This is a genomic window from Peptoniphilus koenoeneniae, from assembly GCF_030812875.1.
In the GTDB taxonomy this organism is placed as follows: Bacteria; Bacillota; Clostridia; order Tissierellales; family Peptoniphilaceae; genus Peptoniphilus_B; species Peptoniphilus_B koenoeneniae.
The window spans coordinates 127,643-148,727 of the sequence record NZ_JAUSTN010000001.1 but is presented as its reverse complement, the minus strand read 5'-3'; the positions used below and the strand labels follow the sequence as shown (position 1 = coordinate 148,727).

General features: G+C 28.4%; 25 protein-coding genes. 2 read left to right on the top strand and 23 right to left on the bottom strand.

Going from position 1 to position 21,085, the window contains the following annotated elements:
* Positions 1-93: 93 nt before the first annotated feature.
* The 3 genes from J2S72_RS00755 to J2S72_RS00745 all read right to left on the bottom strand — a co-directional run bounded on the left by J2S72_RS00755 (position 94) and on the right by J2S72_RS00745 (position 2,842).
* Entirely contained in the window at positions 94-1,005 is a 912-nt protein-coding gene (locus J2S72_RS00755) for an AEC family transporter (protein ID WP_307494826.1), read from the bottom strand.
* Entirely contained in the window at positions 998-2,332 is a 1,335-nt protein-coding gene (locus J2S72_RS00750) for an APC family permease (RefSeq protein ID WP_023056404.1), read from the bottom strand. Before J2S72_RS00750 ends, J2S72_RS00755 begins: the two co-directional genes overlap by 8 nt.
* Before the next feature lie 198 nt (positions 2,333-2,530).
* On the bottom strand, positions 2,531-2,842 hold the full coding sequence (locus J2S72_RS00745) for a LysM peptidoglycan-binding domain-containing protein (RefSeq protein ID WP_023056364.1): 312 nt from the start codon (positions 2,840-2,842) through the stop codon (positions 2,531-2,533).
* 187 nt (positions 2,843-3,029) lie between these two features.
* Here J2S72_RS00745 and lexA point away from each other — a divergent pair, with 187 nt between their 5' ends.
* On the top strand, positions 3,030-3,647 hold the full coding sequence (gene lexA / locus J2S72_RS00740; protein WP_023056431.1) for a transcriptional repressor LexA: 618 nt from the start codon (positions 3,030-3,032) through the stop codon (positions 3,645-3,647).
* Between the two features lie 38 nt (positions 3,648-3,685).
* Here lexA and larC read toward each other — a convergent pair whose 3' ends face one another.
* From larC to larB, 3 genes are read right to left on the bottom strand one after another with little or no spacing between them, the layout of a single operon-like run.
* Positions 3,686-4,951: a nickel pincer cofactor biosynthesis protein LarC gene (gene larC, locus J2S72_RS00735; RefSeq protein ID WP_023056425.1), complete on the bottom strand. Its 1,266-nt coding sequence runs from the start codon at positions 4,949-4,951 to the stop codon at positions 3,686-3,688.
* Between the two features lies 1 nt (position 4,952).
* Positions 4,953-5,759, bottom strand: a complete 807-nt coding sequence (gene larE / locus J2S72_RS00730; RefSeq protein ID WP_023056365.1) for an ATP-dependent sacrificial sulfur transferase LarE — start codon at positions 5,757-5,759, stop codon at positions 4,953-4,955.
* Positions 5,756-6,514, bottom strand: coding sequence for a nickel pincer cofactor biosynthesis protein LarB (larB, locus tag J2S72_RS00725; protein WP_023056347.1), 759 nt, complete (start codon positions 6,512-6,514; stop codon positions 5,756-5,758). The genes larE and larB overlap by 4 nt, the downstream gene beginning before the upstream one ends.
* Positions 6,515-6,569: 55 nt before the next feature.
* Here larB and J2S72_RS00720 point away from each other — a divergent pair, with 55 nt between their 5' ends.
* Positions 6,570-7,496 (top strand): molybdopterin-binding protein, encoded by a 927-nt coding sequence (locus J2S72_RS00720; protein ID WP_023056395.1) that lies wholly within the window; start codon positions 6,570-6,572, stop codon positions 7,494-7,496.
* Between the two features lie 18 nt (positions 7,497-7,514).
* On the opposite strand, the gene tgt is transcribed toward J2S72_RS00720, so the two are convergent.
* The 17 genes from tgt to ylxM form a co-directional block, all read right to left on the bottom strand.
* Positions 7,515-8,630, bottom strand: a complete 1,116-nt coding sequence (gene tgt, locus J2S72_RS00715; RefSeq protein ID WP_023056352.1) for a tRNA guanosine(34) transglycosylase Tgt — start codon at positions 8,628-8,630, stop codon at positions 7,515-7,517.
* On the bottom strand, positions 8,623-9,660 hold the full coding sequence (gene queA / locus J2S72_RS00710) for a tRNA preQ1(34) S-adenosylmethionine ribosyltransferase-isomerase QueA (protein ID WP_023056362.1): 1,038 nt from the start codon (positions 9,658-9,660) through the stop codon (positions 8,623-8,625). Before queA ends, tgt begins: the two co-directional genes overlap by 8 nt.
* Positions 9,657-10,754, bottom strand: coding sequence for a SpoIID/LytB domain-containing protein (locus J2S72_RS00705; RefSeq protein WP_023056332.1), 1,098 nt, complete (start codon positions 10,752-10,754; stop codon positions 9,657-9,659). The genes queA and J2S72_RS00705 overlap by 4 nt, the downstream gene beginning before the upstream one ends.
* Positions 10,751-11,773, bottom strand: coding sequence for a Holliday junction branch migration DNA helicase RuvB (gene ruvB / locus J2S72_RS00700; RefSeq protein WP_023056358.1), 1,023 nt, complete (start codon positions 11,771-11,773; stop codon positions 10,751-10,753). The genes J2S72_RS00705 and ruvB overlap by 4 nt, the downstream gene beginning before the upstream one ends.
* Positions 11,774-11,775: 2 nt before the next feature.
* On the bottom strand, positions 11,776-12,375 hold the full coding sequence (gene ruvA, locus J2S72_RS00695) for a Holliday junction branch migration protein RuvA (protein WP_023056307.1): 600 nt from the start codon (positions 12,373-12,375) through the stop codon (positions 11,776-11,778).
* 2 nt (positions 12,376-12,377) lie between these two features.
* Entirely contained in the window at positions 12,378-12,872 is a 495-nt protein-coding gene (gene ruvC / locus J2S72_RS00690) for a crossover junction endodeoxyribonuclease RuvC (protein WP_023056340.1), read from the bottom strand.
* A gap of 37 nt (positions 12,873-12,909) precedes the next feature.
* Positions 12,910-13,671 carry a hypothetical protein gene (locus tag J2S72_RS00685; RefSeq protein WP_023056355.1) on the bottom strand — a complete coding sequence of 254 codons (762 nt, stop codon included), beginning with the start codon at positions 13,669-13,671 and terminating at the stop codon, positions 12,910-12,912.
* A 100-nt stretch (positions 13,672-13,771) separates the two neighbouring features.
* Positions 13,772-14,770 (bottom strand): aspartate--ammonia ligase, encoded by a 999-nt coding sequence (asnA, locus tag J2S72_RS00680; RefSeq protein ID WP_023056372.1) that lies wholly within the window; start codon positions 14,768-14,770, stop codon positions 13,772-13,774.
* Positions 14,771-14,820: 50 nt separating this feature from the next.
* Positions 14,821-15,450, bottom strand: a complete 630-nt coding sequence (locus tag J2S72_RS00675) for a zinc dependent phospholipase C family protein (protein ID WP_023056383.1) — start codon at positions 15,448-15,450, stop codon at positions 14,821-14,823.
* 52 nt (positions 15,451-15,502) lie between these two features.
* Complete coding sequence (locus J2S72_RS00670) at positions 15,503-17,149, bottom strand: glycosyl hydrolase family 18 protein (RefSeq protein ID WP_023056386.1); 1,647 nt, start codon at positions 17,147-17,149, stop codon at positions 15,503-15,505.
* Between the two features lie 86 nt (positions 17,150-17,235).
* A complete protein-coding gene (gene rplS / locus J2S72_RS00665) occupies positions 17,236-17,583 on the bottom strand; it encodes a 50S ribosomal protein L19 (protein WP_023056339.1) in 348 nt (115 codons plus the stop codon).
* A 5-nt stretch (positions 17,584-17,588) separates the two neighbouring features.
* Positions 17,589-18,305, bottom strand: coding sequence for a tRNA (guanosine(37)-N1)-methyltransferase TrmD (trmD, locus tag J2S72_RS00660; protein WP_023056420.1), 717 nt, complete (start codon positions 18,303-18,305; stop codon positions 17,589-17,591).
* Positions 18,302-18,787 (bottom strand): ribosome maturation factor RimM, encoded by a 486-nt coding sequence (gene rimM, locus J2S72_RS00655; RefSeq protein WP_052648955.1) that lies wholly within the window; start codon positions 18,785-18,787, stop codon positions 18,302-18,304. The genes trmD and rimM overlap by 4 nt, the downstream gene beginning before the upstream one ends.
* A 1-nt stretch (position 18,788) precedes the next feature.
* Positions 18,789-19,019 (bottom strand): KH domain-containing protein, encoded by a 231-nt coding sequence (locus tag J2S72_RS00650; RefSeq protein WP_023056357.1) that lies wholly within the window; start codon positions 19,017-19,019, stop codon positions 18,789-18,791.
* Between the two features lie 16 nt (positions 19,020-19,035).
* Positions 19,036-19,329, bottom strand: coding sequence for a 30S ribosomal protein S16 (gene rpsP, locus J2S72_RS00645; protein WP_307494825.1), 294 nt, complete (start codon positions 19,327-19,329; stop codon positions 19,036-19,038).
* A gap of 41 nt (positions 19,330-19,370) precedes the next feature.
* On the bottom strand, positions 19,371-20,708 hold the full coding sequence (gene ffh / locus J2S72_RS00640; protein WP_023056316.1) for a signal recognition particle protein: 1,338 nt from the start codon (positions 20,706-20,708) through the stop codon (positions 19,371-19,373).
* On the bottom strand, positions 20,698-21,060 hold the full coding sequence (gene ylxM, locus J2S72_RS00635) for a YlxM family DNA-binding protein (protein ID WP_023056418.1): 363 nt from the start codon (positions 21,058-21,060) through the stop codon (positions 20,698-20,700). The genes ffh and ylxM overlap by 11 nt, the downstream gene beginning before the upstream one ends.
* Between the last annotated feature and the right edge of the window lie 25 nt (positions 21,061-21,085).

Below are 21,085 nucleotides of genomic sequence, written 5' to 3'. Positions count from 1 at the left end.
TAACCGCAAAATCAGCGGTTATTTTTTTATTGAAAATAAATGAACCGCTAATTAAGCGGTTATATTGACAAATATTGACAAATTTATTATTTTTTAAATTACAAATCTTAAAAATAATTGAATTGTAAATATAAAAAGTAGAGTACTTATAATTATATAATATTCTGCTAATTGCACCTGAGTGTTATATCTTTTAGCATAAGTAAAAGTGTTAACTGCAACAGGAGCTCCAAAAAGAACTAAAGAAACTATTGATTCTTCCAAGGGAAATTTAAAAAATTTAAGAAGTACAAGAACAATAGTAGGGAATAGAACTAACTTAAAAAAAGAGATTATCAAAGCAGATTTTAAATATTTTTTAATATCTATAAAGCCTAAATTATATCCCATACACATAAGGGCAAGGGAAGAGGATATACTGCCTACATTTCTAAATAAGTCTGCAAATATGCCTAAGTTTATCTTAAATATCATAAGAAAAACTCCTAAAATTCCTCCAAGCATCATATTATTTTTAAAAATATTGCTTATTATTTTTTTTAAACTTATTTTTGTGTTATCTAATTTTGAATAAAATAGAACCGATGCAAAATTATAAAATATTTGAGAAAGGCCTATCGCTATTCCTGTTAAGACCAAACCTTTTTCTCCAACTAAGGAAGAAATAATAGGTATGCCCATTATTATAAAATTACCTCTAAAAATAGCATTAGCACTTACAATCCACATTCCTATATTTTCTTTTACTAAAATATTTGCAAGAAAAATACTATAAAATAAATTAATTGCAAATAAAAAAATTGTAAATAATATAAAAGATATACTTACTATATTCATGTCCTTTTGATAAAAGCTCATCAAAATAGTAAGAGGGAACAAAAGTGAAAAACAAAGATCGTTTATACCGGCATTTGTTTCAGGACTATAAATTTTAAATCTTTTTATAGAATATCCGGTAAAAATTGTGAGCATTAATATTAAACACTTATTTAAAACTTCATTCATCTTTAATTTTCCTATAGCCTAAATAGAATATAAAGATGGATATAAAAATGTATAAAATAACATAGAAAGGACTTGCTACAATTCCTCCTATTAAAATAATTAAAGAACCTATTATAGCAAAAATAGGTGCAATTATGCCTTTAAAAGAACTTTTTATTTCGCCGTCTTTATAAAGTTTCATAACTTTTAAATATAAAACAATATAGGTTACATAAGAAAATACAATGGCAATTTCGGAAACATCACTTCCACCTAAGAGTTGAAATTTTGAAGTTATATAGTAAGCTATAAGCCAAAAAGTAGAAATTAAAAAGTATATTAAAGCACTTTTTTTAGAAACTTGAAGCTTTTCGTCAATCTTTGACACACTTTCATCAAAAGCAATTCCTTTTTCCGCTAAAGCTTGAGGCATTCTTATTCCACCTAAAATTACACCATTTATTACACCAAATATAGCTATTGTTACTAAAAGTATTAAAAATTTTGCTCCTATTGGTCCAAGCATAATATTAAAAGCCGTATAGACTGAATCATCTTGTAGACTCATAATGTAAGTTGGTCCTAAAATATTTATAATTCCTAAAAAATATAATAGATAAGATAATAAAATAAGTATGGGAGATAATATTAATACTAAGGGCATTGTCCTTTTTGGATTTTTAAGCTCTGGAACTATAGCTGTAACTATAGGCCATCCGTCAAAAGAAAAGGCGATAGGAGCTAAACTTGCAATCCATTTATAGCCTATATTCTTAGGACTTATAAGAGTATATTGGCTTGGTACTTGGGGATAATCACCCTTATAAAATAAACCGTAAATAGCAATAGCAAAAATAGGAATCAATTTTATAATAGTTGAAATAAATTGTATATTACCGCCTAATTTTCTATTGTAAGTATTAAGGAGAGTTATTAGTATTAATAAAATAAATCCTAAAAATATTTTAACCTCATAACTTAAATTAACCTCAAAAGTAATGCACGCAAACATGACAGTTGCATAAGCAAGAACTGCAGTAACTGAAGGTAAGTATATGAAAGTTTGAAAAAATCCGAAGCCTGATCCAAATTTTTTACTTATATATTTCTCAAAATAGCTTACAAAACCTCCACTTGAATTTGTACGTATTGCAAGTTCACTTAAAGTTAATGAACCAAAAATAATTCCCAAAGCTCCAATGCATAGTACTAAAATTCCAGTTTTTATATTTCCGCCAGTTGCCAATAAAATATTGTCCGCTTTAAAAAATATGCCAGATCCTACAACAATACCTACAACCATGGCAACGGCTGTAGAAAATCCATATACTTTTCTATTTTTTTCCATAATGAATAATAAATCCTCCAAAATAATTTAAAATAATTATATCACAAAGCCTTAGAAGAATAGAGGGATTTAAAAAAATAAAATACTTCACAAAATAATAATTTTGTGAAGTACGATATAGGATTTATTGTTTTTAATAACAGCTAACAATACAGCCAACAATTAACTAACAATTGATCTGTAGCTGTTTTTTTGATTTTATTTTATTATAACTGGCATTTTTAATTCTTGTCCAGGATGAATATTATTTCCTAAATTATTTATTTCTTCAACCTTATCTATATAATTTCTTTTGTCACAATCATCTCCAATATAAATTGATGCAATCTTCCATAAAGTATCATTTTCTTTTACTGTATATATTTCATATTTTATTGTTTGATCTTGAATTGGTGTCTTATATAATTTAAGTCCACTTGTAAAGAAAAATGCTAAAAATAAGAAAAATATTACTCTAAATTTCTTAATATAAATTCTTTTTTTCAATTTTATTTTTTTATTCGTTTTCATTTTAACACCTCAAAATTTTATAAATAAGAATGTTTGTTTAGAATATATGTTTTGAATACATGTTCTGAACAATTGTTCTGAATTAATGATAAACGAAAATATGTTCTTTGTCAAGAAAAAATAAACACATGTTTGAAATATATGTTTTTTTTTGTTATAATAAAGTAAATTATTAAGGAGGACATTTATGTACGAAGATTTAAACCAACGACAAGTAAACATACTCTTGTTTATTAAAAAAATTTTAGAAAGCAAAGGCTATCCCCCAACTGTTAGAGAAATTTGCCAAGGGTGTTCTATTAAAAGTACGTCTACTGTTCATTCAAGTCTTGAAAAATTGGAACTTTTAGGCTACATAAGAAGAGATCCTACAAAACCAAGAGCTATAGAAATATTAGATTCATCATCAGACCTATTTTTACAAAAGAAAAAAACCGTTGATATTCCCATTGTAGGAACTGTTACTGCAGGAGCCCCTATTTTAGCTTTTGAAAATATAGAAGATACCTATCCCCTGCCTATTGATTTTGCTAAGGACAGAGATTTATTTATTTTAAAAGTTCGTGGAGAAAGTATGATAAATGCAGGAATTCTTGATGGAGATTATGTAATTATAGAAAAGAGGAGTTATGCCAATAACGGAGATATGGTTTTAGCTTTACTTGGAGATGAGGCTACTATAAAAACTTTTTACAAAGAGGAAGATAGATATAGGCTTCAGCCGGAAAATGATACAATGAGTCCTATTTACACAAGAGAATTACAAATACTTGGCTTAATAGTTGGTTTATATAGAAGATTTTAAAATGTCCATTAAAAAAAGACCCCATGTGAGGTCTTTTTTTATATTTCTTCTTTAATTTTTCGTATAGATTTTCCTGTTTTTATTGAAATTTTCTTTAAATCTTCATATTCAAAACTTTTTTTACTTATATCTTTATAGGATAAATGTTTTACTGTAATTTCTCCATCTTTAACTGCAATTTTTGAAAAATCTCTTTTCATTTCAATTCTTTGAGCTTCTAAAATTCTTACACCTATAGAACTTGTGTATTTTAAAATTATATAAGCAGCTTTTTCAACTAATTCTGGATCAACTAAACAAGAAAGTTTATATGCTGGTCTATTTTTTTTCATATATATTGGTGAATACCAAACATCCAAAGCACCTATTTCAAATAATTTCTCACTTGCAAAACCAAGTTCCTCTCCTGTAGAATCATCAATATTTGTTTCAATTATTTTTTTACACGAAATATTCTTTTCATTTTCTGAAATTTCTATTAATGAGGCTCTTAATACATTAGGAATTTCAAAATCTTTGCTTCCTGAACCATATCCTGTTTTAAAAGTCTTCAAATTGCCCTTAAATGGCTCAGAAAAAGTTTTTAATATTGCAGCACCTGTTGGAGTTACAAGCTCTCCTATGACGCTGCTCTTAGCTGTAGTGAGGTTTGTGTTGGAAAGTATCTCAAGAGTAGCAGGAACCGGCACAGGAAATTTACCGTGGGCTATATTTACAAATCCATTTCCTGTATAAACTGTTCCAGCATAAATTTTTTCTATTTTTAAATATTCTATACACAAAGCTGCTCCACAAGCATCAATTATGGAATCAATTGCCCCAACTTCATGGAAGTGGACTTCATTTATGCCTTTACCATGAATTTTAGCTTCTGCTTTTGCAATGTGTAAAAATATTTCTTTTGCTTTTTCTTTTACAAAACTGCTAAGGCTTGAATTATCTATAATTTCTGTAATTTGAGAAAGATTTCTATGAAAACCATGATGATCGTGATCATGGTGGTTATGTTCGTGATTGTGGTCTTGGTCGTGATTATGATCATGAATATGTTCATTATGATGCTCATTTTCGTGGTCGTGGTCATGTTCGTGATGATGGTCAGATTTTTCTTCAGGTAAAATTACATTAAAATAGTTTGCATCAATGCCATTTTTTATTCTTCTTTCGCATATTAGGTCATATTCTCCTAAGTTTAATTTATTTAATTCTTTTTTTAAATAATCAAAAGGAACTCCTATGTCTATCATAGCTCCTATAAACATATTTCCGCTAATTCCTGAAAAACATTCAAGATATAAATCCATATTATCCTCCTATGGCCAAATTTTGTGAGCCCATTGTATAACCGCTTAAATCCATTGTTACATATAAAAATCCTATCTCTTTAAACTTTTTAATAATTTTTTCTCTATTTTCTAAAAGCAAATTTATTTGCTCTAAATTTATCTCAATTCTTGCAATATTTCCGTGATATCGAACTCTATGATTGATAAATCCAAGTTGCCTTAAAAATTCCTCTGACAATTCAACTTTTTTCATTATTTCAAGACTTATTTTCGTTCCATATGGAACTCTTGAAGCCAAACAAGCAGCTGATGGTTTTTTCCAAGTTTCTATGTTCATTTCTTTAGAAAGCTCCCTAATGTCATTTTTAGTAAGTTCAGCTTCTTTTAAAGGACTTTTTACATCTAATTCTTTTAAGGCACGAAGTCCCGGTCTATAATCATCTAAATCATCATAATTTGTTCCGTCGCATATAATATTAAAGTCTTTTTTTTGAGCCTCTTCTATTATTTTTGTAAATATGGCATGTTTACAAAAATAACATCTATCTTTTGAATTTTCTACAAATTCCTTAATAGAATATTCATCAGCTTTTAAATAAATAATATTAGCCTTATATTTTTCAGCAAAATGTTTTGCATAATCTTCTTCACGTTTAGGTTGCATGGAAGAAATTAAATTTACAGCTAATACATTTTGACTTCCCAGGGTTTCTATTCCTTTAGCAAGTAAAAAACTTGAATCAACACCACCTGAAAAAGCAACTACAATTTTTTTATATTTTTTTAAAATCTCTTCTAAATGCTTTTCTTTTTCTTTAAGTGTCAACGTTCATCACCTATTAATCTATTTATTTGAGCTGCGTTATAGCCTGCTCCGAATCCGTTATCTATATTGACTACATTAATACCTTCAGCACAAGAATTAAGCATTGTGAGAAGGGCTGAGAGGCCTTTAAAATTAGATCCATATCCAACAGATGTTGGTAAAGCTATAACAGGAACTTCAACCAGACCCGCAACAACTCCAGGAAGAGCCCCTTCCATTCCGGCAACTGCTACTATTACATTTGCGCTTCTTAATGTATCAAGATTTTTTAAAAGTCTATGAAGACCTGAGATTCCAACATCATATAATCTATTAACTTTTGATCCAAAATATTCTGCTGTAAAAGCTGCTTCTTCAGCAAAAGGTATGTCAGCAGTTCCTCCCGTAACTATTAAAACATTGCCAATCTTTTTTATTGGATTTTTTTCTATTTTCAATATTTTTGCATCTTCATAAAATTGAATTTCAGGTAGAATCTCTTTTATAAGTTCGTATTGGTGTTTATTTGCCCTTGTCCCTAAGACATTTGAATCTCTATTAGCAAAATTTTCAAAAATACCTAATAGATGCTTATCTTCTTTTCCCTGGCAAAAAATAACTTCACCAAAACCATTTCGAACTTCTCTATGAAAATCAAGCTTGGCGTAATTAAGCTCTTGATAAGGTAAGTTTTGCAAATATTTAAGACCTTCTTCAAGAGATATTTCACCATCTTGTACTTTTTTTAAAAATTCTTCAGCTTTTATATCAATCAACTCCTTATAATAAATTATAACATTTGGTATAATTTATAACAAGAAAGGGGGATTTATGAATTATTTAATCAAGGATGATATTATTTCTTTTCCAAATTTACTTATAAAAAATTTAAAGGTTGATAATTTTAAACGTGAATTAAGTTTAAAATTAAATGCACATCTTGAAATAATAGGAGTTAGTGACAAAGGACTAATCATTAGAATGTTGGATATGGATGAAGACGAGCTTAAATTAAAAGCTGAAGAAATCTACAATAGAGTGGAAGAAATTTTAAATAAATATAAGGGTAAGACTTTTTATAAAACTTATAATTTTTTGCTTATTCCTACAGGAAATGAAATTTTAGACGGTACCATTTCTGACAATAATACTCCTGAAATTTCAAAGCTTATAATAGAAAGATTTCCGGACTCTACAATAAAAAAACTCCAGCCCCTAGTTGATGATGAAATGGTTATTTCTAATACTTTAAATTCTGTTTTAAATGAAAATTATGATTTTATTATTTTTATAGGTGGTACAGGAGGCGGACATAGGTATAATAATTTGTTCAGTAAGGATTTCGTCCAATCTGCTATTGGAAATAAATTTAAAGATAATTTTAGAGAAATTTATGGAGATAACGGACATTTGTTTTCAAAAATAAGTTTAAATAAAACACAAAATTCTACAATTTTAAATTTACCAGGTCCCCAAGATGAATGTCTTCCTCTTGCAAAAATTTTTATTGATAATATTGATAATTCAGAAAAATTTATTTTAGATTTAATGGAAAAAAAATTAATTGAGATTTATAAAGAAAAGTATAAAAAAATTGTAAAATTAAAAAATCATGAAGATTTTTTACAAGAAAGGATTTTACATTATCGAAGTTTAGGTATGGGTGCAAGGCAAATTGCAAAGCTCCTAAATTCAGAAGGATTTAATATTAAATACTATCATGTTCACTATAGAATTAAAAAATTAGAAAAAAAATAAGTGTCATTTATTTGACACTTATTTTTCATATCCATAATTTTTATAAAAGTTATTTTTAAATTCCATAAATCTATCATCAATAATAGACTTTCTTATTCCCTTCATTAAATTTAAAAGAAAATGTAGATTGTGAATAGTTACAAGTCTATATGCAAGAATCTCATTTACATTAAATAAATGTCTTATATAAGCTCTTGAATAATTTTTACAAGTATAACAATCACAATCATGATCAAGGGGTGTAAAATCTTCTTTATATTTAGCGTTTTTAATTACAATTTTTCCCTTTGATGTCATTGCAGTTCCATTTCTTGCAATTCTTGTTGGAAGAACACAATCAGCCATATCTATTCCATATTGTACTGCTTCAAATAAATAGTCTGGGCTTCCTACTCCCATTAAATATCTTGGCTTATTTTCTGGCAAATAATCAGTTGTAAAATTTAAAACATCTATCATTAAGTCTTCAGGTTCACCAACGCTTAACCCTCCAACTGCATATCCTGGAAAATCTAAATCTACTAAACTTTTCGCTGATATTTCTCTTAAATCCTTATACATTCCACCTTGTACAATTCCAAATAAAGCTTGTTTATCAGTATTTTTATGAAATTCTTTACATCTTTTAGCCCAACGACTAGTTCTCATCATTGAATGCTCAATATATGATCTGTTTGCAGGATAAGGTGCACATTCATCAAAAGCCATTATAATATCTGAACCAAGAGTATTTTGCATATCTATAGAAATTTCAGGAGATATAAACTGTTTTGAGCCATCTATGTGAGACCTGAATTCAACGCCTTCCTCTGTTATTTTACGTCTTTTACTTAAAGAAAATACTTGAAATCCTCCGCTGTCAGTTAGAATAGGCTTATCCCAATTCATGAATTTGTGGAGACCGCCAGCTTTGTTAATAATATCTTTCCCAGGTCTTAAAAATAAATGATAGGTATTGGATAAAATTATTTGGGCACCTAATTCTTTTACTTCTTCAGGAGTCATTGTTTTTACTGTGGCTCTTGTGCCTACGGGCATAAATATGGGAGTTTCTATAGTTCCATGATCTGTAGTTATCCTTCCGACTCTTGCTTTACATTCAGATGAATGAGCTAATAATTCATATTTAAACATCTTTCCCCCTTAAAAACATAGCGTCTCCAAAGCTAAAAAACCTAAATTTATTTTTTATTGCATATTCATAAGCATTAAAAATTATATCTTTTGATGAAAAAGCACTTACAAGCATTAACAAAGTTGATTCAGGCAAATGAAAATTAGTTATTAAAGAATCAACACACTTGAATTCGTAACCAGGATAAATAAATATATCAGTCCAACCCCTTGTTTCCTTTAGCATTCCATTTTTATCAGCAACACTCTCAAGAGTTCTCATTGAAGTTGTTCCAACCGCAATAATTTTATTTCCATTTTTTTTAGCATCATTTATTATACTTGCAGATTCCTCTGATACCATATAATATTCAGAGTGCATATGGTGTTTTTCAACATCTTCAACTTTTACAGGTCTAAAAGTTCCAAGGCCAACATGAAGTGTTATTGGTGCAATTTTAACGCCCTTATTTTTTATCTGTTCCAAAAGTTCCTTAGTAAAATGTAATCCTGCTGTAGGAGCTGCTGCCGAACCTTCTATCTTTGAATAAACAGTATTGTATCTTGTTTGATCATCAAGTTTTTCTTTAATATACGGTGGAAGAGGCATTTCTCCAAGTTGATCTAATATTTCTTCAAATATTCCTTCATAGATAAATTTAATAAATCTATTTCCATCTTCACTTATATCTATAACTTCTGCTTTAAGTTTATCACTAAAAATTATTTCCGTTCCAATTTTAACCTTTTTACCAGGCTTGACAAGACATTCCCATATGTCCCCTTTTCTTGTTAAAAGAAGAATTTCTATGTTTTCTTCTTTATCCTTTCTATGACCATGAATCCTTGCCGGAATTACTTTTGTATTATTAATTACTAAAACATCTCCTTTATTTAAATAATTAATAATATTTTTAAAAATATCTTCTTTTAAATTTTTGTCATATCTATTTGCAATCAAAAGTCTCGAAGACGATCTGTCTTCGAGAGGATGTTGCGCAATTAATTCTTTTGGCAAATCATAATAAAAATCACTTGTTTTTAAACTCATTTTATAATCTCTACACCTTTAAAATAATATTTCATAATTTCTTCTGCCTTATAGCCTTGTTTTGCCATTTGAACAGCTCCATATTGACTTAAACCTACTCCATGTCCGTAGCCTTGACCCTTAAATACAAAAGAATCCCCGGCATCTTCAATGGTAAATAAAGTAGATTTAAATTTAACATTTCCAAGTAGGTTTCTAAATTTTGTGCCTTTCATTTCATCTGAATTATTTATTAATAAAGATTTAACTCTACCTGAAGAATCAAAATCTTTTATACTTAATGAATAAACTTCTTTTCCAAGTTTTTTATTCAAATCATTTTTATTTATCGTAACTGTCCATGGATGTGATGAAAATTGAGAATCATCAAAACTTATTAAATATGGAATTTGCTTTCCACCCCAAACTTCTGAAACTTCAGCAGTTCGTCCACCTGAAGATGCTCCAAAAATTGTATTGGCAACCTTTCCATCATACATGGCGTACATTCCCTTAGTTTCATCAACAGCTTTATTGCTTCTTTCCTTTTCCGCTCCAAAGCCGAAATAAACTTGGCATGATGTGGTATCATCAAGATTATAGCCTTTAGACTTATTTTTATTTATATTTGCAATCGCAAAGCTTCTTGATGTAATTGCTTGAGCTTTTAAAGCCTCTAAAGGATATTCTGCAGATAATTCTTTTGGCACTACTCCCTTTAAATAATCTTCAATTTCTACATTATTTATGATATCTAAATTCTTATTATTTATACGAAAAGATATTTTTCCCCTATAAGATCTTTTTCCAATTTTAATTGGCTTATCTGAGCTTATTAAAATTTCTCCTTTTTGAGGAAAATCCTTAACTATAATTGTATTTCCTTTAAAAACATTTATAGAAGTTCCATCATAAACAACAATTAAAGCTTTAGTGTTTAATGGGGTCTTTGTATTTTCATCATAATCAAGAGAAAATAATCCATCAGTTTTTAATTCCACTTTAGAATTTTGCTTATAGCTTTTACCTATTTTAACATTTAAAAAAGTATTTTCTTCAGCATATGTAAACTGAAATAAAAATAAAATAGATAAAATAAAAATTAATTTTTTCATAAAAACTTCTCCTGTTCATTATCATTATTATAAGGAATGTTAAAGTGTTTGTAGGCAAGTTCTGTCGGAACTCTTCCTCTTGGAGTCCTGTTAATAAAGCCGATTTGAAGAAGATATGGTTCATAAGCATCTTCAATAGTGATTTTTTCTTCCCCAACCGATGCAGCTATCGCATCAATGCCTACAGGTCTTCCTCCATAATTTTCTATCATAACTTGAATTATTTTTCTGTCTAATGCATCAAGACCGTATCTATCTATTTCCAATAGATTTAAACCTCTTTCCGCAACTTTCTCAGTTATAACTCCATCTTCTTTAACTTCAGCATAATCTCTTACTCTTTTTAAAAGTCTGTTTGCAATTCTTGGTGTTCCTCTGCTTCTAATTGCAATTTTTTTTGCACCTTCTGGTTCAATCCCTATATTTAAAATGTCGGCAGATCTCATAATAATTTTTGTTAAACTTTCAATATCATATAGGTCTAAATTTAATATTACGCCAAATCTGTCACGAAGGGGATTTGAAAGTTGTCCAGCCCTTGTTGTTGCTCCTATTAAAGTAAATTTTGAAAGATCAAGCCTTATAGATCTTGCACTGGGTCCTTTACCTATTATTATATCAAGGACATAATCTTCCATAGCCGGATATAATATTTCCTCAACAGATTTATTAATTCTATGGATTTCATCTATAAATAAAACATCATCTTCATTAAGGTTTGTAAGAATACTTGCTAAATCTCCCTGGCGTTCAATTGCAGGGCCACTTGTAACCTTAATGTTGACACCCATTTCATTTGCTATTATATTTGCTAAAGTTGTTTTACCAAGTCCAGGAGGCCCGTTTAAAAGACAATGATCCAAAGACTCTTTCCTATTTTTTGCAGCTTCAATAAAAATTTTTAATTTTTCTTTAGCTTTTTCTTGACCAATATATTCATTAAGCCATTTCGGTCTAATACCTATTTCTGTTTGGTCTTCTGTTGGAGAAAAGCTAGGTTCCACAAGTCTATCTTCCATAATTACCTTCCTATAATCTTAAGAGCTTCTTTAATTTGAATCTCTATAGGCAAATTAGCATCTATACGCCTTAAGGCATTTCTAACCTCATTATTATTATAACCAAGACTAACAAGAGCTTCAACAACTTCATTATCTGAGCTTGTGATATCAAAATCATTCTCATTACTTATAAAAGATTCTAAAGGATTTTCAAAATTAATTTTAGATATTTTATCTTTTAATTCGAGAATTATTCTTTGAGCTGTTTTTTTACCTACTCCAGGTGCACTTTGTAACTTATTTATATCAGAAGTTAAGATTGCATTTCTTAAATCATTTTGAGTAAGCTCACTCATTATTCCCATAGCAACTTTAGGTCCTATGCCAGATACTGTTATTAAAAGTTTAAAAATCTTCCTCTCATCTTTTGATAAAAATCCATAAAGAGAAATATCATCCTCTCTTACAATCATACTTGTATAAATTTTTATGTCCTCATGAATAGCTAAATTTTTAGATTCTCTGCCATTAAGAAATATACAGTATCCGATTCCCTGATTGACAACTAATATTGAATTTTCGTTTATTTCTTCAATTTTTCCTATTATTAATTCTATCATATTTACCTCATAATAAAATTTTCTTTAAATTTAAGAGAACTTCCATGAGTAATACAAACTGCTAAAGCATCTGCTGCATCGTCCGGCTTAGGTATTTCCTTTAAATTTAAAATTATTTTTACCATTTCCTGAACCTGCTTTTTTTCAGCTCTTCCATATCCTACTATAGCCTGTTTAATTTGAAGAGGAGTGTATTCGTAAACTTCTTTTCTAAATAATTTTGCACATAAAACCTCTACACCTCTTGCTTGAGCAACCTTTATTGCAGTCTTTACATTTTTATTAAAAAACAACTCTTCAAAAGCTATATCATCAGGCTTATATTTTTCAAGCAAGCCATTTAAATCTTTATAAATCTCTGTTAATCTTGATGGAAATGGAACTCCTGCAATTGTTTCTATAACTCCGTAATCAAGAACTTTATATGTATTTCCAACAAAATCAACTATACCATAACCTACGAGAGCAAGTCCCGGATCTATTCCTAATATTCTCATAATCACCTTAAAAAAATAACTAAGTTTTAAAACTTAGTTATTTGTATCTTTTTAAAACTCTATCATTAACTCCGTCCCAAAATCCTATCTTATAAACCTTAAGTGCATCTTTAAATAAAAATTTTACTATTTTTCTATTTAAGCCCATAAGTTCTTCATGATTAAGTGGTTTTTCAGAATCAATAAATTTACTTTCGTTTGAATTAATATTTATCATTATCTGTCTATCTAAATAAGAATTAAGAACATAAATTTTCTTTTTTAATAGGTTGGCATCAAATTTATAAATTAAATTTTTAATTTGTTTTTTTAAGTCAGAATCCCTATTTAATTCTTTATCAACATATTTTTTTAAGTTCAAAATTTCTTCATTTGAAAATTCATAATTGAAAAGTTTTTTTAAATTATAAATTTTTTGGATATCAAGGTATTTAAAAGCCAAACATTCAAGTTTATTTGTAAACTCTTTATTGCAAAAGCCACCCCTGTATCCTTCAAGATAAATCGAAAGTTCAAATCTATTTATATCGTCATGGATAAGACTTGAAATATTATTTACCATAAGTTCACTATCAACCTTATATCTAAAAAAATGAATTAAATCTTTTTTCAAATTTTTTATTGATATGTAAGAAGGTGCAATAAGACTTATTGAATTCTCTATATTATACATGTTTAGCAAAATATTTATTGAATCAACATCATTATCTAACAAAAATTTATCTATTAAAAAATTTTTTATGTTATTGAAGCAGTATGACCTGTTTTTTTGCCTTATTCTTGCAGCATTATTTGCCAAAATGAAATCCCCCATTGTTTATCGTATTTATTATTATACAACAAACAAGGGGGTAATTGTTTAGGAAAAGTAAATTTAATATTAAGATCTTCCTTAAAATTTATAGTAATACAATTCCATTTTCTTTTGCAAAATTTTTTGTATCTCCGTCCCATATTCCTGCTTGAACTTCACCAATATGCTCTTTTTCTAAGAAAAACATACAAAGCCTTGATTGACCTATGCCTCCGCCTATTGTATAAGGTAGTCTTCCATTTAGAATATCTTGGTGGTAAGGCATTTCAATTCTTTCCATTTTATTATCTTTTTTTAGTTGGTCAAGTAAAGACTCTTTTGAAACTCTTATTCCCATACTGGAAAGTTCAAGAGCGCTTCCTAAAACTTCGTTCCAAAATAAAATATCCCCATTTAAAGACCAATCATCATAATCAGGACTTCTATCGTCATGCTTATTTCCAGATTTCAAAAAATTTCCTATTTCTTCAATAAAAACAGCTTTTTTTTCTTTAGTTATAGCATTTTCTCTTTCTTTAGGGCTAAGATTAGGATACATATCTTCCAATTCTTGTGAAGTAATAAAAAATATGTCTTCAGGTAACTTTTTCTTCAAAATGTATGGATAAACATGGTTAATATAATTTTCAGTTATCTTAAAAACTTCAAATATTTCTTTTACAACCAATCTTAAATAATTTTTATTTCTATCTTCAACTTTAATAATTTTTTCCCAATCCCATTGGTCAACATAAATTGAATGAATTTTATCTAAAGTTTCATCAGGTCTTATGGCATTCATGTCTGTATAAAGACCTTCATATACATGAAATCCATATTCTTTTAAGGCATTTCTTTTCCATTTTGCTAAAGATTGAACAATTTCCACATTTATTTTGCCTTGATTTACTTTAAAATTTACAGGTTTTTCAACGCCACTTAAATTATCATTAAGTCCAGTTTCCGGCCTTACCATTAAAGGTGCGGAAACTCTTGCAAGATTTAAAGTATTTGCAAGTTCTTGTTGAAAATAATCTTTTAATGTTTTAATTGCTAATTGAGTTTCTTTTAAATCTAATTTTGTTGCATTTGAATTGCTTCTCATATGTCCTCCGTATTTAAAATAAAAAACTTTCACCAAAAAGGTGAAAGATTCTATACAAGTTGAACTTCAATTTCTCCGCAATAGGAGAATACACTTTCTAATATGAAGTCTACAATAAAGTTACTTAAAGAAAGTCCAAAATTTAAATCTTTTGAATAAGAAGATTCCTTAGATTTATATAGACTAATAGCATTTTCAATATAAGAAACTATTTGTTCTCTTAAAGTGACTTCATCTTCAATTTTAATATTATAAATATTGATTTCAGATTTATTAAATTTAAATATTTTTGCAAATTCATTTAAATCATTCTCATATTTTATGTGTTGACGCATATTTTTTGTAAATGTAATTCTATTTGCATGAGGCAAACAAGTAAAATCACAAATATAATGAGAAATAATTCCTAATTTTTTGCTAAAATACTTTCTAAAAACAGGTTTCATTTCATAAAGATCAACATACCTTGAGATGTATATTAAAGAAATAATTTCATTTACAATAAATTCTATGCTCTCATCATAATAGTGTCTATGAAGTTTATAATAAGGAAGGTAATCTGGTGCTATGCTTCCCCATTTTAATTTATCTAAATCTAAATTAAGATTATATCTCTTTTGAACATTTTCATAAATTTTTTCAGCAATGATTTTATGTGTTTCAGCTAAAATTATAAACACCCTCTTTCAAAACTGTTTTTATTATATTTAAAGTAAAAAAATTTGTCAAATATTAATATTTAAGAGAATCTTTAATTACAGACCATATATAAGGAGCTTCAAAGCCTTTTCTCCATGAAGCAAGACCTGCTAAATTATATTTATTAATTAAAGATGCTTTGTGAGTAAGTGAATACTCATCTTCAATCCAAATTTTTTTTGTTAAATCACCGTCTGTATATTCAACATAATTTTGTTTTGCTACATCATCAAATGTACTTTTTAAATTCTTACTTGAAATTATATTTTGAACTTCTTTCATTCCTATACTTTGGGATGACACTTTATTGTTTTTATCAATAGACCACACCCTTGTGTAGAAAGGAACACAAAGTATAAATTTATCACCTGGAATTTGCCTTAATAAGTTGTTTATATTTCCCTCTACCCATTTATATTCAGCAACACTTCCTGCCTTGTCAGAGCTACTCCAGTGTTGATCATAAGCCATTAGCATGACATAATCACAATTATTGGCAATTACTTTTCTATCATAAACTTCTTTATTAACATCTTTTGAAATTTGTGGTGTAACATCTACACTTAAAGTTATTTTATTAACCCTGCAAATAGCATAAAGCTCTTTTAAAAATTGATTAAGTAAATCTCTTTCCTTTGTAGTTAGGTGTTCAAAATCTATATTTAAACCCTTAAGTCCATATTTATTTAAAAGCTCCATTGTTCCTGATATAATTTTTTCTCTTGTGGTAGTTGAGCTTAAGGCTTTGTTTGTGATTTCAGCATCAAAAGAATTATCTAAATAACCCCAAACATCAATTCCTAGATTTTTATAGTTATTTACATAATCTATGTTTCCCCTATCTATTAAATCTCCATTTTCATTTTTTAATGAAAACCATGTAGGGCATATAGTATTTACCCCAGGGATATAAGTAATATTATTTATGCTTATTTGAGATTGAGGTCCGTATGTGTAATCCCAAGTTAAATTAAGAGGCCTTTTGGCCTCTTTTTTTACATCAACTTCACTTGAAAATTTATCTCCATTAAAATCAACTTCAAGCAAACTTTTATTTATATATCCGGCATATCCATCTTTAATTCTTACTTTATACCAGTCTTTATCTTCTCCAAAAACAATTATTTCTTCATCACCCTTTAAATTTTTAACTATAGGTGATTGCATAGAAGCATCTTCTCTCATATTAGTTCCGGATCCTTTAAGTTTTCCTAAAGGATGCTTTACATTTTTATAATCCATAATTAAAAGTTTAAGTTCTTCAATATATCTTAAGTCCAAAGGGTAATCATAAATAAAAGCTTCTATTGGAACATATACTTTTGAATTTTTTATAATTGCAGGATCTCTTAATAATATTTCTTTATTATTAAAGATTGCTTTGTCAGAATCTATTTGTATTCTTTTTGTTCCTTTAGAATTTGTAAATGTTATTACTTTTTCGTTTTCATCATAAAAAACATCTTTATCAATTTTATCTTTAATAAAATCAAGAGATAGATAAAATTGTCCATCTATTCTATCAAAGTCTGATTTATCAACATCATCTGCTTCACAAATAAATGAAAAATCATTATATTTTGTGCTTGTTTGCCTTGATCCTTTTTTACTAAATAAATAAAAAAAGCCCCCAGCAAGAATTATTATTATAAATAATAAACTTATTAATATTTTTTTCATTTTTTACCTCATTTTGTTATTTACTAAATTATACAACATAAAAGTAAATACAAAAAGAAAAAATAGGACTTAAGAGCCCTATTTCATTAAAAATTAACTTTTTCTTTAACTTTAGCTGCTTTGCCTTGTCTATCTCTAAGATAGAATAGTTTAGCACGTCTTACTTTACCTTTTCTTGAAACAACAAGTTTAGAAATTCTTGGTGAGTTAAGTACAAAAGTCCTTTCTACACCACTACCGTAAGAAATTCTTCTAACTGTAAAAGTTCTTCTAACGCCTTGTCCTTGAATTTTTATAACAGTTCCTTCAAAAACTTGGATTCTTTCTCTTGAACCTTCTATAATTCTGTAGTGAACTTGAAGTGTATCACCCACATTAAAATTCGGTAAATCTGATCTTAATTGCTCTTGTTCTATTGCTCTAATGATATCCACTTAAGTTACCTCCCTTCTCCATTTAATATATTTTTTTCTTCTTCTGATAGAGTCCTGTTTAACATATCTGGTCTTTTTTTTAAAGTATTCAAAACAGATTCTCTAAGTCTATAATTTTCAATTTTTTTATGATCTCCGCTTAAAAGTACATCAGGAACTTTATATCCCATAAATTCTTTTGGTCTTGTGTATTGAGGATATTCCAAAAGACCTTTATAATGCGATTCATCTTCATAAGACTCGCTCGAAGATAAAACACCATCAATAAGTCTTGATACTGAATCTACTAAAATCATAGCAGGTAATTCCCCACCTGTTAATACGAAATCGCCAATAGAAATTTCTTCATCGATATAATTTTCTATAATTCTATTGTCTATTCCTTCATAATGACCACAAAGAATAACTAAATGTTCTTTTTTTGAAAGTTCTTTAACTTTTTCTTGATTTAAAACATTTCCTTGTGGCGACATATAGACAACATAAGAATTATCTTTTCTGACACTTTCAATACTCTTATAAATAGGTTCAGCCATCATAACCATGCCCGGACCTCCTCCGTAAGAGTAATCATCAACTTGACCATGTTTGTTAATTGCAAATTCTCTAATATTAACAGCTTCCAGTGAAATTAAATTATTTTCTATTGCCCTGCCTAATATGCTGTATTCCTTCATAGTGTTTACAAATTCAGGAAATAAGGTGAGTATTGAAAATTTCATTCAAACATCCCCTTTATAGGTTTAATAATAATTCCACTTTTTAAATCAATCTCTTTAACAAATTCTTTTACTGAGGGTACTAAATGAGTGTTTCCTTTTTCATCCTCAATTTCATATAAGTCATTTGCAGGATTTTCAATTATGTTTATAATTTTTCCTAATTTATTTTTTTCAGTATCAAAAACATTTAAGCCGATTAAATCAGAAATAAAATAGGTATCTTTTTTTAACTTAACCCTATCTTCTTCTTTAATATAAACAAATTGATTCTTAAATTTTAAAACATCATTTATATTATCAAATTCTTTAAATTTAATAAAAACAAATTTATCTTTGTAAAAGACACTTTCTATGGAATACATTTCATCTTTTATTATTAGATAATCAGTTTTGGAAAATCTTTTTATATCAGATGTAATTGGCATTATTTTCAATACACCTTTGATTCCATGAGTATTTAAAATTTTTCCTACAATAATCAAATTATTCTTCAATTTGTAGATTAACCTTTATATTTTCTCTAAGAGATATAGCATTTAATATAGCTCTAATAGCCTTTGCAATTCTACCTTGTTTACCAATAATCTTTCCCATGTCTTCTTCTGCAACTGTAAGATAAATATTAATTTCATTGTCTTTATTTTCAGCTTTTACCTTAACCTGGTCAGGATTACTTACTAAGGATTTTGCAATATATTCAACTAATTCAACCATAGGTCCTCCATTCGGATTAAGCTTCCTCTTGGTTAACTTCTACTTTTTCTTCTACTTTTTTTTCTATTGAATAAACAGAATTTTCCTTAAAAAGTCTTTCCACAGTATCAGTGGGTTTAGCACCATTTCCAATCCATTTGTTAACTGACTCTTTGTTTACTACTACAGTTTTTGGTTCTGTAAGTGGATTATAGTAGCCTATCTCCTCAATGAATCTTCCGTCTCTTGGCGCTCTTGAATCTGCTACTACTATTCTGTAAAATGGATTTTTCTTTGAACCCATTCTTCTTAGTCTAATTTTAACTGCCAATTAATTCACCTCCCGTGAAATAAAATCAAATTTATACAACATTAAAATTTAAAAGGCATTTTGAATTTTCCCTTTTTCATTTTGTTGCCCATGCTTGAAAATTGCTTCATCATTTTTTTAAGTTCTTTAAACTGCTTCAAAAGTTTGTTTACTTCTGTTACTTGAACTCCTGATCCTAAAGCAATTCTTTTTTTTCTGGATACATCTATGATATCCGGTTTCTGTCTTTCTTCCTTTGTCATTGAAGTTATAATAGCTTCAACTCTTGAAAAATCTTTTTGATCCACATTTATTCCCTTTAGCATTTTATTGTTCATGCCAGGTACCATAGCAAGTAAATCTTCAATTGGACCTAAATTTTTCATTTGATTCATTTGGTCTAAAAAATCATCAAAAGTAAAACTTTGATTTCTTATTTTTTGTTCAAGTTCTTGAGCTTTTTTTTGGTCAACTGCACTTTGAGCTTTTTCGATTAAAGATAAAACGTCTCCCATTCCTAAAATTCTAGATGCCATTCTATCAGGATAAAAAATTTCTAACTGATCCATTTTTTCTCCCATAGAAATAAACTTTATAGGAATATCAGTTACTGCTCTAAGAGATAAAGCTGCACCGCCTCTTGCATCCCCATCAAGCTTTGTTAAAATAACCCCCGTTAAGTCTATTTGATTTGCAAATGAACTTGTTACATTTACAGCATCTTGTCCTGTCATAGCATCAAGAACTAAGAGTATCTCATTAGGTTCTGTAGCTTTTGCTATATCTTGAAGTTCCTGCATAAGAGATTCATCTATATGAAGTCTTCCTGCCGTATCTATAATTAAAACATCATTATTATTTCTTTTTGCATGTTCTAAAGCTGCTTTTGAAATATCAACGGGACTTATTTTATCTCCCATAGTAAAAACGGGAACTTCTATTTTTTGACCCACAACTTGCAATTGTTTAATTGCAGCAGGCCTATAGACGTCACAGGCAACCAAAAGAGGTCTTTTACCTTGCTTTTTCATCTGGTAGGCAAGTTTCCCTGATGTTGTCGTTTTACCAGCACCTTGGAGACCTGCCATAAGTATTACACTTGGATGCTTAGAAAAATCTAATTTTGATTCTCCTTTTCCCATTAAAGATGTAAGCTCTTCATTTACAATTTTAATTACTTGTTGACCGGGAGTTAAACTTTCAAGAACTTGCGCACCTAAAGATCTTGTCTTTACATTTTTGATGAAGTCTTTTACTACTTTAAAATTTACGTCTGCTTCTAACAAAGCAAGTTTAACTTCTCTCATTGCAAGGTCTATGTCTTTTTCACTAAGTTTTCCTTTGCCTCTTAATTTTGAGAGAGTTTCTTGTAATTTATCAGAGAGTGATTCAAATACCATCAGTTACCTCCCCATTAAAAAGTTCATCATAAATTTTATTTAAAGTTACTAAATCTATATCTTTAGAATTTTTTTTAAGTTCCTCAAATAAAATTTTTAACCTTTTATTTTTTTGTTCAGTAAATTTTCTTGACTTAATAAGTTGTAATTTATCTTCAAATTCTTCTAAATTTTGTTCTCCTCTTTTTAAATTTTCAGAAACTGCTTGTTTTGATATATTTAAGTCTTCTGCAATTTCATTCAAGGAATAATCAAAATTATAATATAGCTTCATTGATTTTCTTTGCTTTTCAGAAAGTAAATCTCCATAATAATCAAGAAGCATATTCATTTTAAAAACATCTTCCAACATTTAATCACCTTTTATCGAGTCAACT